Origin of the sequence: Pseudocitrobacter vendiensis (assembly GCF_943590815.1) — a bacterium.
Lineage (GTDB): Bacteria > Pseudomonadota > Gammaproteobacteria > Enterobacterales > Enterobacteriaceae > Pseudocitrobacter > Pseudocitrobacter vendiensis.
Genome location: NZ_CALSBS010000020.1, coordinates 63038 through 75419 on the forward strand (window position 1 = coordinate 63038; position 12382 = coordinate 75419).

Sequence of the window (12382 nt, forward strand, 5' to 3'; positions counted from 1 at the left end):
ACAAAATGTGACACTCGATAAGCGAGGGCAGGGGAAGGGTAAGAGTGGAACGTATCCCCTGCTAACGGGAACTCGTAGCAGGGGAAGAGTATAACAGAACTTTATTACTCGGGAGTAAATCGACGTAAATGTTGTGCGGTGGCAAGCCATGCCGCAATCCAGCCAATCATCGAGCAAACCAGCAGCAGTAACAGGCACTCATCGAAGGATAAGCCACTGAGTTCAAACTGAGTTCCGAAAACACGCGCCACTTCTGTCACCGCGGAAGAGAGCCGCATCACCAAAATTTCTGACAGAATCAGTGAAAGAAATGCGCCGGAAAAACCGAGCAGCGCGCCACCATAAAGGAACGGACGCAGGATGAAACCATCCGTTGCGCCAATCAATTTCTGCACGTTAATGGTATCGCGACGGGCAAAGATGCTCAGGCGCACGCTGTTTCCGATGACGAGGAATACCGCCGCCACCATCAGCACGCCGATCATAGCGGATACGCGGCCCACCAGCCCGGTCAGCGACGCCAGACGTGCAAACCAGCTATCATCCATACGCACTTCGTCCACGCCATCTACCTGCGCCACACGGTCACGCAGGGTATTGAGCGAGTCAGTGCCCTGGAAATCAAGTTTCGGTATCACCACCGCCACCGCAGGCAACGGGTTCTCTTCAAGCATATCCAGCGCCCCGCCGAAGCCGGACCAGTTGCGGAATTCACCCAACGCTTCATCACGGGAGAGGTAGTTTACCTTCTCGACGCCCTGCTCCGCCTGCAACTGCGCGACCACGCGCGCTGCCGCATCGTCATCCAGCGTTTTTTGCAGATAGACCGTAATTTGGGGCGACGGATAATACTGAGATGCCGCCGTGTTCACGTTCTTGTAGACCATGTAGCACACGCTGGGCAGAGTCAGGGAGATGGCGATCACCATCACCGTCAGGAACGTGGCGAACGGTTTACTTTTCAGGTCCTGTAATGCGCCCTGCCAGGCATAACGCACCTGCTCATTGAACACATTCGTTTTGCGGTTAGCCGGTTTCGGTGCGGCTTTCGGGCGTTTTGGCGCGTTACGCCCACCGCCGCCTTTACCCACCGATTGGCGAATACGATCCAGCCTGCCGCCGAACTGGCGGATGTGATTCATTGCTTCGCGTTTATTCACCCGTGTGGCCTCCATGCAAATGGCCGTCGCTCAGCGTCAGCATACGGTAAGCGCGGCTGGAGATGAGGCCCAGGTCGTGGGTCGCCATCAATACCGTTACGCCAACGCGGTTAAACTCTTCGAACAGGCGCAAAATGCCTTCCGACAACGCGTTATCGAGGTTACCCGTTGGTTCATCCGCCAGCAGAACGGCAGGTTTGTTCACCACCGCACGGGCAATACCCACGCGCTGCTGCTCACCGCCAGAAAGTTGAATCGGGAAGTTTTTCGCTTTGTCGAGCAGCCCGACTTTATCCAGTGCCGCTGAGACGCGGCGGCGGATATCATCATAGCTTGCTCCGGCAATAATCAGCGGGATCGCCACGTTATCAAACACGGTGCGGTCCATCAGCAGATGGTGATCCTGGAAAATCATGCCGATCTGGCGACGCAGGAACGGCACCTCGCGGTTTTTCAGACGGCTGATATCGTGCCCGCTGAAGTAGATTTTCCCGGCGCTGGGCCGTTCAATTCCACAGATAAGCTTCAGCAGGGTACTTTTCCCTGCGCCGGAATGGCCGGTCAGGAATGCCATCTCGCCTGGTTGCATGTGGAAGGTCACTCCCTGCAACGCTTGTCTCCCGCCGAGATAGGCTTTGCTGACGTGTTCAAAGCGAATCATTGTTAGTCCTCTCGGGCAAAAAGTGCCTCAATAAAATCGCCCGCTTTAAACGGACGCAAGTCCTCGATACGTTCGCCGACGCCGATATAACGAATCGGAATACCGAATTGGTCAGCCACAGAGAAGATAACCCCACCCTTCGCCGTACCGTCCAGTTTGGTGAGCGTAATCCCCGTCAGGCCAACGGCTTCATGGAACAATTTGGCCTGGCTAATGGCGTTCTGACCGGTGCTGGCGTCAATCGTCAGCATCACTTCATGCGGAGCCTCAACGTCGAGCTTTTTCATGACACGGACAATTTTCTTCAGTTCTTCCATCAGGTGCGATTTGTTCTGCAAACGCCCTGCGGTATCGGCGATAAGTACATCGACGTTACGCGCCTTCGCCGCCTGAATAGCATCGAAAATCACTGATGCGGAGTCCGCGCCCGTGTGCTGCGCGACCACCGGAATATTGTTACGCTGGCCCCACACCTGAAGCTGTTCCACCGCTGCTGCGCGGAAGGTATCGCCCGCCGCCAGCATCACCGATTTGCCCTGCTGCTCGAACTGACGCGCCAGCTTACCGATGGTGGTGGTTTTACCCACGCCGTTGACGCCAACCATCAGAATGACGAACGGGGTTTTGCCTTCAATATTAAGCGGTTCATCCACTTTTGCGAGAATATCGCCCATTTCATCTTTCAGCAGGCCGTACAGGGCTTCGGCATCACGAAGCTGTTTGCGGCTGGCGCTTTCGGTCAGGCTGCTGATGATTTTACGGGTGGTTTCCACGCCGACGTCGGCAATCAACAGCTGTTCTTCCAGCTCTTCAAAAAGATCATCGTCGATTTTCTTGCCACGGAACAGACTGATAAATCCGGAACCGAGGTTTTCTTTTGTTTTCAGTAAGCTGCGCTTCAGGCGCGCGAAGAAACCTTCTTTGGTCGGTTTTTCTTGTTCCTGTTGCTCAGGCTGTTCCTGCTGCGCTTCAGTGGCTTCGTCGTCGATAGCGTTTTCTGCGGCATCTGCCGCGGCCAACGCCTGTGTGTCGAGCTCTTCATCGCTAATTACCGGCTCGTCTTCGACGAGGATTTCTTCGGCGACAGGCTCTACGGCTGCGGGCTCTTCAGCAACCGCTGTTTCTACGACAGGCTCTTCAGCAACAGGCGTTTCAACGACGGGCTCTTCAACCACCGGTTCAACAACCGCGACCTCTTCAACCCGCGGTTCGGCCTCCTGAACAGGCTCAATCACCTCTTCAACGATAACCTCTTCCGGCTGAACTTCCGGCTCAGCAATGTCTTGCGCAATCTCTTCCGGCAGCGGCAGCTCTTCATGCTCAATCACCGCTTCTGGCACGACTTCAGGCTCAACCGTCTCAACGGGCTGCGGCTTTTCGCGTTCCACAACCTCTTCGGTAACCTCAACCACCTCGGCGGCGAACGCTTCGCTCTCCTGCTGAGTGTGCTCAACAGGCGCGTCAACAATCGCTGCATCGTCCTGCGCAGGCTGCGCATCTACCGCCGCCTGTTCTTCGATTTTTTGTTCAGATTCAACGTCCTGCTGCTGTTCTTTTTGCCCAAAGCCCAGCCAGGAAAAAAAGCCACGTTTCTTCTCTTTTGCCATTTGCGACTTAACTCCTCGCGGTTTATTTATGGCGCTGTTTCGCCATAACAGGGGCGAAAGCTAAAATAATGATGAAATTAGTCGGTTAGTCTACCACTTAACGCGGCGCGCATCACCGCCTGCGGATTAAGGTTTCGCCGAAGTAAGCAGATCGTTAGAATAGCAGGCCAAAAGAGCGACCTGAGCAATAAAATGAAGAAACCAACCTCTGCGGGCAGCGGCCAGATCCGGATTATCGGCGGCCAGTGGCGTGGCCGAAAATTACCGGTTCCGGACAGCCCCGGCCTGCGTCCTACCACCGATCGCGTGCGTGAAACCCTGTTTAACTGGCTGGCGCCATCCATGGTCGATGCCCAGTGTCTGGACTGCTTCGCCGGAAGCGGCGCGCTCGGGCTGGAAGCGCTCTCGCGCTATGCGGCGGGCGCAACACTGCTGGAGATGGACAAACAGGTCGCCCAGCAGTTGCAGAAAAATCTCGCCACGCTGAAGGCGAATCAGGGCAAAGTCGTGAATACGAATACGCTCTCATTCCTCAACCAGCCAGGCACGCCGCATGATATCGTTTTTGTCGATCCGCCGTTCCGTAAAGGGCTGCTCGCTGAAACGCTCACCCTGCTGGAGAACAACGGCTGGCTGGCGGACGATGCGCTTATCTACGTTGAAAGCGAAGTGGAAAATGGCCTGCCAGCGGTGCCGGTAAGCTGGGAACTACACCGTGAAAAAGTCGCCGGTCAGGTCGCATACCGCCTGTACCATCGTGAAGCACAAGGAGAAAAGGATGCTGATTAATTTCGGTCGGTTACTGATGCTGTGCGTGTGGGCGTTTTTGCTGCTCAATCTTTTCCAGCCCTTCCCGCGCCCGCTGAATATTTTCGTTAACGTCGCGCTGGTGTTTATGGTGCTGATGCACGGTATGCAACTGGCGTTATTGCAGTCCACCATTCCGAAAGATGGCCCGCAGATGACCAAAGCAGAGAAGGTGCGAATCTTCCTGTTTGGCGTTTTTGAACTGCTGGTGTGGCAGAAAAAAATCACGCCGAAGAAGAAGTAATGTGCGGTTTTTTGCCGGATGGCGCTGACGCTTATCCGGCCTACAAATGAGTGCAAACCGTAGGTCGGGTAAGCGTAGCGCCACCCGACATCACTGCCCCAAACTCTCTGCCTCAAACGTCACAAACCGCGAACCTTTATAACTCAGCACCCCTTTATCGCCCACCGTCAGCGCATGATACTGCGCGCCGTCGAGGCGAAAATGCATCTCCAGCCCGCCCTGTTCCGGCTTAAAGCTCACGTCATAGCGCATTGAACTGCCCGCCGGGATTTCCGTTTGCTGGCGCGAGCGGCGATCGTTAAGCACTTTTTCCCGCTTGTTACTGACCGTGACGCGTTTTTGCATCAGCGGCGCAGCCTCGTTTTCCTGCTTCTCCCGCCGCTGCTGCACATAGCGAAACGACGCAGCAATCACGATAATTGCGACCACGACGACAAAAAATAACGGCATCTTACTCATCATCACATCTCATAGGAATTTACGGAATTCGGGCGATACGGCATGGAAGGCGATTGTCATTAGGCGCTCATGAACACTACACTGAAGACCAAGACTACGCGTGTAATACCTAATTAATGATAACAGGGACTTAATATGCTTTGGTCGTTTATTGCTGTTTGCTTATCGGCATGGCTTTATGTCGATGCGTCCTACCGTGGCCCGGTCTGGCAGCGCTGGGTATTTAAACCGGTTACGCTCATTCTTCTTCTGTTCCTTGCCTGGCAAGCGCCGATGTTTGAGGCGATTGGCTATCTGGTGGTTGCAGGTCTGTGTGCCTCTCTGGTTGGCGATGCGCTAACGCTACTGCCGCGCCAGCGCCTGCTTTATGCCATTGGCGCATTCTTCCTGTCGCATCTGCTGTACACCATTTGGTTTGCCAGCCAAATGACGCTCAGCATTTTCTGGCCGCTGCCGCTGGTGCTGTTAGTGATTGGCGCACTGCTGCTGGCGGTTATCTGGAGCAAACTGGAAGAGCTGCGTATCCCGGTCGCCACCTTTATCGCCATGACACTGGTCATGGTCTGGCTGGCAGGTGAACTGTGGTTCCTGCGTCCTACCAGCCCGGCGCTTTCGGGCTTCGTGGGCGCTGCTCTACTGTTGCTGGGGAATATCGTCTGGCTGGTCAGCCACTATCGCTATCGCTTCCGCGCCGATAACGCCATTTCGTCGGCCTGCTACTTCGCCGGACACTTTTTGATCGTCCGCGCACTCTATCTGTAAAATGGCTCTTGACTCTGGAGTCGACTCCAGAGTGTATGCTGCGTTTAATGAAACAACGATCATTAACCGGAGGATACCATGTCGACTCCAGAGACGAAGCCCGCTAAAGCGCCGCAGTTTTCCTCGCTGAAGTTTACCCCTGCACCTGCCAAAACGGACGACTGCTGCTGCGACGGCGAATGCGCGTCAACCGCCGCCGACAACCTGCCGGATGCCCGCTACAGCTGGCTTGTCGATGGCATGGACTGCGCCGCCTGCGCCCGCAAAGTCGAAACGGCGGTAAGTCAGATCCCCGGCGTTAAACAGGTCAAAGTGCTGTTCGCCACCGAAAAGCTGCTGGTCGATGCCGATAATGACATTCGCGACCAGGTCGAACGCGCGGTCACCGCCGCCGGGTACACCCTGCGTAATGAAAACGCGCCGAAAACGGAAGAAGCGTCTTCCCGCCTGCGTGAAAACCTGCCGCTCATTTTGCTGACCCTGCTGATGGTTATCAGCTGGGGGCTCGAGCATTTCAATCATCCTCTCGGGAACGCCGCGTTTATTGCGACGACGCTGGTCGGCCTCTATCCGGTGGCACGTCAGGCGTTACGCCTGATCAAAAGCGGTAGCTGGTTTGCTATCGAAACGCTGATGAGCGTCGCGGCTATCGGTGCGCTGTTTATTGGCGCAACGGCGGAAGCGGCGATGGTGTTGTTGCTGTTTTTGATCGGCGAACGACTCGAAGGCTGGGCGGCGACCCGCGCGCGTCAGGGCGTGAGCGCGCTGATGGCGCTGAAACCCGACACCGCTGTGCGCGTGCGTGGCGACCAGCGTGAAACCGTCGCGCAGCAGGATTTACGCCCTGGCGATGTGATTGAAGTAGCAGCGGGCGGACGCTTACCTGCCGACGGCACGCTGCTTTCTGCCTTTGCCAGCTTTGATGAAAGTGCCTTAACCGGTGAATCTATCCCGGTGGAACACAGTGCGGGCGAGCGCGTCAGCGCCGGGGCCACCAGCGTTGATCGCCTGGTGCAGATCACCGTCACTTCACAGCCTGGCGACAGTGCTATCGACCGCATTCTGCGTTTAATTGAAGAAGCGGAAGAGCGCCGCGCGCCGATTGAGCGCTTTATTGACCGTTTCAGCCGCATCTACACCCCGGCGATTATGGTCGTGGCGCTGCTGGTTGCGCTGGTCCCGCCGCTGGCGTTTTCTGCGCCCTGGCTGGAGTGGATTTATAAAGGCCTGACGCTACTGTTGATTGGCTGCCCGTGCGCGCTGGTTATCTCCACTCCGGCGGCGATTACTTCTGGCCTGGCAACCGCCGCGCGTTATGGCGCGTTGATTAAAGGCGGCGCGGCGCTGGAACAACTGGGGCGCGTGCAGCAGGTGGCATTCGATAAAACCGGCACGCTAACCGTCGGCAAACCGCAGGTGACATCCGTTGTCGCTACCGCAGAACTCGATGAAAACAGTTTGCTGGCGCTGGCCGCCGCCGTGGAGCAAGGATCAACGCACCCGCTGGCGCAGGCGATTGTTCGCGAGGCACAGCAGCGCCAGCTAACGCTACCCGCAGCCGACGACCAGCGCACGCTGGCCGGTTCCGGTATCGAAGCCGACGTGAACGGGAAACGCATTCTGATTTGCGCGGCGGGTAAATTCCCGGCAGATGCCCATCAAGCGCAGATTGAAGAACTGGAAAAAGCCGGTAACACGGTAGTTCTGGTGACACGTGAAGAGACGCTGCTGGGCGTACTGGCACTGCGCGATACGCTGCGTGATGACGCGCGCGAAGCTATCGACACCCTGCATACGCTGGGCATTCAGGGCATTATTCTGACCGGCGATAACCCACGTGCGGCAGCGGCCATTGCGGGCGAACTGGGGCTCGATTTCCGCGCCGGGCTACTGCCGGCGGATAAAGTCACCGAAGTCACGGCGCTGAATGCGAAAGCGCCGCTGGCGATGGTCGGCGACGGTATTAACGACGCGCCGGCCATGAAAGCCTCCACCATTGGCATTGCGATGGGTAGCGGCAGCGACGTGGCGCTGGAAACTGCCGATGCTGCGTTGACGCACAACCGCTTAACCGGACTGGCGCAAATGCTGCGCCTGGCGCGGGCCACGCACGCTAACGTGCGGCAGAACATCGCCATTGCGCTGGGGTTGAAAGGCATTTTCCTCGTCACCACCCTGCTTGGCATTACCGGGTTGTGGCTGGCAGTGCTGGCGGATACCGGGGCAACGGTGCTGGTCACGCTGAACGCGCTGCGGTTGTTGCGAATGAGGCTGCGGTGATGGGTTTGCCGGATGGCGGCTGCGCCTTATCCGGCCTACGAGAACATGCGAACGTCAATGAGTGCGGTGGCGGAGTTTGCCGGATGCGGCTGCGCCTTATCCGGCCTACGAAAACATGCGAGCGTCAATGAGTGCGGTGCCGGGGTTTGCCGGATGCGGCTGCGCCTTATCCGGCCTACGGTAAGATTGCGGCGTGGGATTAACATCGCCAATACATTCGTAGGCCGGATAAGCGAAGCGCCATCCGGCAACAACGCGCATCAAACTCACATCCCCAATACTCTCGGCAACCATAGCGATATCGCCGGAACGTAGGTGACCAGCGCCAGCACCATCAACAGCATGCCGTAAAACGGCAGCATCGCTTTCACCACACTTTCGATCTTCTGCTTACTCACTGCGCTTGCGACAAACAGCACCGAGCCCACCGGCGGGGTAATCAGGCCAATCCCCAGATTCACCATCATGATCATGCCAAAATGCACCGGGTCGATGCCTAACGCATTGGTCACCGGCAACAGCACCGGCGTCAGGATCAGGATAATCGGTGCCATGTCCATCAGCGTACCAATCAGCAGCAGCATGATGTTGAGATACATCAGGATGACGTATTTGTTATCTGACAACGACGTGAAGAACCCGGTAATGCGCACCGGAAGCTGCATATAGGTCATCACCGCACCAAATGCGGCGGCAAAACCAATCAAAATCATTACGATACTGACCGTTTTCACCGTCCGGCACATCAGCTTCGGTAGCTCGTTCCATTTGTAATCACGGTAGATAAACATGGTCACGAAGAATGCCCACAGGCAGGCTACCGCCGCCGACTCCGTGGCGGTGAAAATGCCCGAGAGAATACCGCCGAGAATAATGACCACCGTCATCAGCCCCCACAGCGCATCGACAAAAATCTTCAGCGCCTGCCTGAGCGGAATGCGTTCGCCTTTCGGATAACCACGCTTGTGGGCAAAACCGAGGCACAGAATCATCAGGCACAATCCCAGTAGCAGCCCCGGCAGCACGCCCGCAATAAACAACGACGCGATAGAGACCGTACCGCCCGCCGCCAGCGAGTAAATTACCGAGTTATGGCTGGGTGGAATCAGAATCGCCTGCACCGAACCGCTTGCCGTCACCGCCGCCGCGTATTCGCGTGGATAGCCCTTTTTCTCCATCTCCGGGATCATCACGCTGCCAATAGACGCCGTATCCGCCACCGATGAACCAGAAATCGCACCGAAAAAGGTCGAGGCGACAATGTTCACCAGCGATAGCCCGCCGCGAATAAAGCCCACGAACAGATAGGCAAAATTGACCAACCGCCGGGCAATACCCCCCTCAGCCATAATCGCTCCCGCCAGAATGAAGAATGGGATCGCCAGCAGGGTGAACTTGTTCACCCCGCTGGTTATCTGGATCATCAACGCCTCCAGCGGCAGGTCAATCCACAGCGCGCCGGCAACGGCGCTCAGGCCCACCGCAAACGCGACAGGCATCCCCACGGCCAACAAAATGGCGAGGGTGAAAAGCAAAATAAACGCATCCATCTTTCACCTCTTAACCGTGGTTACCGATGAGCACCACCGGGCGGTGTTCCTGCGAACCGAACAGCAGACGCTCAATCACAAACAGAATCAGCACCGCAGAACCTACAGGCAGCGGCAGATAGCTCTCGCCGGAAGTCATTAGCGGGAATTCCGCGACGGGCTGCTCCCACAACTCGACACAGAGCCAAAAGCTGTACCAGAACATGATGGCGGTCACGACCAGCATCAATAAGTCCACCAGCCGCGCCGCCGCTTTTTGCAGCGTAGCGGGCAGTCGGTCGGTGAGCATGTTGACCGCGATATGCGACCCGGCGCGATAACCCACCGCCGCGCCGATAAAGGTGAACGTCACCATGCAGATAATGGCTATCGGCTCCGGCCAGGATTCGCCCCGGTTGAGCACATAACGAGAGAAAATCCCCACCGGAATGACAACCGTCATCAGCAACAGTGACAGTCCGGCAACCCACATCGCCAGCATATAGAGCCGATCCATCGCTCGCGAAAAACGCTCTGACATAGGGCCTCCGCTACTGGACATCAGCAATGGCTTTCATCAGGTCCTGATGCTTTTCGCCATACGCTTTACGCACCGGTTCCGTGGCCTGAACAAAGAAGGTTTTGTCGATTTCGTGGAACTGCACGCCGCCCGCTTTCATCTTCGCCAGCGCCTGCTCGTTGTACGCTTTCCACAGCGCGCGCTGCTCCATCTGAGCTTCATGGGCCAGGGTGATGATTTTTTGCTGATCCTCCGGGCTCAGTTTGTCCCACGTCACTTTCGAGTAGAGCAGCATTTCCGGGGTGATAAAGTGGCCGCTCAGGGTGTAGTTTTTAGCGACAGGCAGGTAGTTATGGGCGATAAACGTTGGTGGATTATTCTCCGCACCGTCAATCACGCCCGTTTGCAGGCCGCTGTATACCTCACTCACGCCCATCGCCACCGAGTTCGCGCCCATATCTTTGAGTGTCGCCAGCGCCACCGGGCTGCCCTGCACACGGATCTTCATGCCCTTGAGATCGTCCGCCTTGAGCACCGGTTCTTTGGTGATGAGATTACGCGTGCCGGAGTCCATCCAGCCGAGGAAAACCAGTCGCGATTTCGGATTGTTGGTGAGCTTGTCGCCAATCTGCTTGCCGATGTCGCCGTCTATCACTTTATGCATATGATCTTCGTCGCGAAAAACGTAGGGCAGCGTGAAGACTTCGATATCGGGCAAAATCGCCGCGACCGGGGCCATCGATACGCGGATCATGTCGATCGCCCCCATCTGCGCCTGCTCGATCATCTGCTTTTCATCGCCCAGCACGCCGCCGGGAAAGACTTTAATCTCCAGCTTGTCACCGGTTTGTTGTTTGAGTTTCTCCCCCATATGCTGCACGGCCACCACGTTCGGGTAGCCTTCGGGGTGAACATCTGCAGCTTTTATCACCTGCGCCGAGGCGTAAGAGGTAAACAGGAGAGTGGCGGTTGAAAGGCACAAAGCGGCCACGAATGGCTTAACAGTCATCTTCATCGGTCAGCTCCAGCGGTATTTTGCGGTAAGAGATAAAACGTTGTTTTAGTTTTCCGCTTAAAAGCTAGACGGGAAGTGCGAGGTGGGCGGTGAGATAACTCACAAAAGAAACAATTTCGAAACGAGATTTTAACGATGTGATAACGATATTTCAGGGCAGATCACAGAATCTGCCCTGACAAAAACTAATGGCTTTTACGCAGCAGGTAGCGATACGGCAGAGCGTCGGTCTCTTTAGCAATCAGTTCATGTTCCATGAACGTGCAGAAACCGGGAATATCGCGGGTGGTTGCCGGGTCGTCGGCAATAATCAGCAGCGTTTCGCCTACGGGCATCGTGCGTACAGTTTTGCGCACCATCATTACCGGCTCCGGGCAACGAAGGCCAAGGGCATCTAAAGTGTGGTTTGGGCTGGCAAACAGATCGGTCATTGTGGTCTCACCGTAGAAAAATCGGCCTTAGTTTACGCCGTGATTTCTGTGACGCAAGTCAGGTTAACGATTGCGTGAAAAACAACCATTGCAATGCCGCGCGGAAGCAGTATCATTCGCTCCCTTATCGCGCAGGTAACGATAAGAATACGAACAGTTTTATTGGGTTCCCTCACCCCAATCTCTAAAAAGGTACAATATGACTCCCTTTACATCCGTACAGCGCAAGCACGCGCTGGTTTGGCTATCGCTATTCCATTTGCTGGTTATTATTTCCAGTAACTATCTGGTGCAGTTGCCGGTTTCTGTTTTTGGCTTCCACACCACCTGGGGCGCGTTCAGCTTTCCGTTTATTTTCCTCGCGACTGACCTCACCGTGCGCATTTTCGGCGCGCCGCTGGCTCGTCGCATTGTCTTCGCGGTGATGATCCCCGCGCTGATGGTCTCCTACGCTATTTCATCACTTTTCTATATGGGTGAATGGCAGGGCTTTGGCGCACTGGCGAGCTTCAACCTGTTTGTCGCCCGTATCGCCGCCGCCAGCTTTATGGCCTACGCGCTGGGGCAGATCCTCGACGTTCACGTCTTTAACCGCCTGCGCCAAAGCCGTCACTGGTGGCTTGCGCCGACGGCCTCGACGCTGTTTGGCAACATCAGCGACACGCTGGCCTTCTTCTTCATCGCCTTCTGGCGCAGCACCGACCCGTTTATGGCACAGCACTGGGTGGAAATCGCCCTGGTCGATTACTGCTTTAAAGTGCTGATCAGTATCATCTTCTTCCTGCCGATGTACGGCGTACTGCTGAATATGCTGATGAAACGGCTGGCAGACAAATCTGATTTGTCAGCAATGCAGCCAGGTTAAAGGTTCGTTTTCCGAGTTGTGATAAGATGGGTGAATGAGCCG

General features: G+C 56.1%; 13 protein-coding genes. 5 read left to right on the forward strand and 8 right to left on the reverse strand.

Annotated elements, in window-relative coordinates; all coding sequences use genetic code 11:
- Positions 1-104: 104 nt before the first annotated feature.
- Genes ftsX through ftsY form a run of 3 tightly spaced genes read right to left on the reverse strand, consistent with a single transcriptional unit; the run spans position 105 to position 3428 of the window.
- The gene (ftsX, locus tag NMC31_RS18470) at positions 105-1160 is read right to left on the reverse strand and encodes a permease-like cell division protein FtsX (protein ID WP_149464101.1); all 1056 of its coding nucleotides are present in this window, start codon (positions 1158-1160) and stop codon (positions 105-107) included.
- Positions 1153-1821, reverse strand: a complete 669-nt coding sequence (ftsE, locus tag NMC31_RS18475) for a cell division ATP-binding protein FtsE (protein ID WP_015962623.1) — start codon at positions 1819-1821, stop codon at positions 1153-1155. Before ftsE ends, ftsX begins: the two co-directional genes overlap by 8 nt.
- 2 nt (positions 1822-1823) lie before the next feature.
- A complete protein-coding gene (ftsY, locus tag NMC31_RS18480; protein ID WP_253898765.1) occupies positions 1824-3428 on the reverse strand; it encodes a signal recognition particle-docking protein FtsY in 1605 nt (534 codons plus the stop codon).
- A 192-nt stretch (positions 3429-3620) separates the two neighbouring features.
- On the opposite strand from ftsY, the gene rsmD reads away from it, so the two are divergent.
- Entirely contained in the window at positions 3621-4217 is a 597-nt protein-coding gene (gene rsmD / locus NMC31_RS18485) for a 16S rRNA (guanine(966)-N(2))-methyltransferase (protein ID WP_253898766.1), read from the forward strand.
- Complete coding sequence (locus NMC31_RS18490; protein ID WP_149464098.1) at positions 4207-4479, forward strand: DUF1145 family protein; 273 nt, start codon at positions 4207-4209, stop codon at positions 4477-4479. Before rsmD ends, NMC31_RS18490 begins: the two co-directional genes overlap by 11 nt.
- Before the next feature lie 90 nt (positions 4480-4569).
- Here the strand turns inward: NMC31_RS18490 and NMC31_RS18495 are convergent, their stop codons facing one another.
- Complete coding sequence (locus NMC31_RS18495; RefSeq protein WP_149464189.1) at positions 4570-4938, reverse strand: DUF2500 domain-containing protein; 369 nt, start codon at positions 4936-4938, stop codon at positions 4570-4572.
- 135 nt (positions 4939-5073) lie between these two features.
- On the opposite strand from NMC31_RS18495, the gene NMC31_RS18500 reads away from it, so the two are divergent.
- Together NMC31_RS18500 and zntA are read left to right on the forward strand one after the other, a co-directional pair.
- Positions 5074-5700, forward strand: coding sequence for a lysoplasmalogenase (locus tag NMC31_RS18500; RefSeq protein ID WP_253898767.1), 627 nt, complete (start codon positions 5074-5076; stop codon positions 5698-5700).
- A gap of 78 nt (positions 5701-5778) precedes the next feature.
- Positions 5779-7980 carry a Zn(II)/Cd(II)/Pb(II) translocating P-type ATPase ZntA gene (zntA, locus tag NMC31_RS18505; RefSeq protein WP_253898768.1) on the forward strand — a complete coding sequence of 734 codons (2202 nt, stop codon included), beginning with the start codon at positions 5779-5781 and terminating at the stop codon, positions 7978-7980.
- Positions 7981-8246: 266 nt separating this feature from the next.
- Here the strand turns inward: zntA and NMC31_RS18510 are convergent, their stop codons facing one another.
- From NMC31_RS18510 to tusA, 4 genes are all read right to left on the reverse strand, one after another.
- Complete coding sequence (locus NMC31_RS18510) at positions 8247-9530, reverse strand: TRAP transporter large permease (RefSeq protein ID WP_149464095.1); 1284 nt, start codon at positions 9528-9530, stop codon at positions 8247-8249.
- A gap of 10 nt (positions 9531-9540) precedes the next feature.
- On the reverse strand, positions 9541-10050 hold the full coding sequence (locus NMC31_RS18515) for a TRAP transporter small permease (protein ID WP_253898769.1): 510 nt from the start codon (positions 10048-10050) through the stop codon (positions 9541-9543).
- Positions 10051-10060: 10 nt separating this feature from the next.
- Positions 10061-11044, reverse strand: a complete 984-nt coding sequence (locus NMC31_RS18520; RefSeq protein ID WP_253898770.1) for a TRAP transporter substrate-binding protein — start codon at positions 11042-11044, stop codon at positions 10061-10063.
- A 185-nt stretch (positions 11045-11229) separates the two neighbouring features.
- Positions 11230-11475 carry a sulfurtransferase TusA gene (tusA, locus tag NMC31_RS18525; RefSeq protein ID WP_149464092.1) on the reverse strand — a complete coding sequence of 82 codons (246 nt, stop codon included), beginning with the start codon at positions 11473-11475 and terminating at the stop codon, positions 11230-11232.
- A gap of 199 nt (positions 11476-11674) precedes the next feature.
- On the opposite strand from tusA, the gene NMC31_RS18530 reads away from it, so the two are divergent.
- Positions 11675-12340: a 7-cyano-7-deazaguanine/7-aminomethyl-7-deazaguanine transporter gene (locus NMC31_RS18530; RefSeq protein ID WP_253898771.1), complete on the forward strand. Its 666-nt coding sequence runs from the start codon at positions 11675-11677 to the stop codon at positions 12338-12340.
- Positions 12341-12382: the final 42 nt, after the last annotated feature.

Excerpts from the sequence above, each read along its gene's own strand:
- tusA (WP_149464092.1), bottom strand. The coding sequence starts at position 11,475 with ATGACCGATCTGTTTGCCAGCCCAAACCACACTTTAGATGCCCTTGGC.
- NMC31_RS18495 (WP_149464189.1), bottom strand. The coding sequence starts at position 4,938 with ATGAGTAAGATGCCGTTATTTTTTGTCGTCGTGGTCGCAATTATCGTG.
- rsmD (WP_253898766.1), top strand. The coding sequence starts at position 3,621 with ATGAAGAAACCAACCTCTGCGGGCAGCGGCCAGATCCGGATTATCGGC.
- NMC31_RS18530 (WP_253898771.1), top strand. The coding sequence starts at position 11,675 with ATGACTCCCTTTACATCCGTACAGCGCAAGCACGCGCTGGTTTGGCTA.
- ftsE (WP_015962623.1), bottom strand. The coding sequence starts at position 1,821 with ATGATTCGCTTTGAACACGTCAGCAAAGCCTATCTCGGCGGGAGACAA.
- zntA (WP_253898768.1), top strand. The coding sequence starts at position 5,779 with ATGTCGACTCCAGAGACGAAGCCCGCTAAAGCGCCGCAGTTTTCCTCG.
- NMC31_RS18510 (WP_149464095.1), bottom strand. The coding sequence starts at position 9,530 with ATGGATGCGTTTATTTTGCTTTTCACCCTCGCCATTTTGTTGGCCGTG.
- NMC31_RS18515 (WP_253898769.1), bottom strand. The coding sequence starts at position 10,050 with ATGTCAGAGCGTTTTTCGCGAGCGATGGATCGGCTCTATATGCTGGCG.
- NMC31_RS18490 (WP_149464098.1), top strand. The coding sequence starts at position 4,207 with ATGCTGATTAATTTCGGTCGGTTACTGATGCTGTGCGTGTGGGCGTTT.
- NMC31_RS18500 (WP_253898767.1), top strand. The coding sequence starts at position 5,074 with ATGCTTTGGTCGTTTATTGCTGTTTGCTTATCGGCATGGCTTTATGTC.
- NMC31_RS18520 (WP_253898770.1), bottom strand. The coding sequence starts at position 11,044 with ATGAAGATGACTGTTAAGCCATTCGTGGCCGCTTTGTGCCTTTCAACC.
- ftsY (WP_253898765.1), bottom strand. The coding sequence starts at position 3,428 with ATGGCAAAAGAGAAGAAACGTGGCTTTTTTTCCTGGCTGGGCTTTGGG.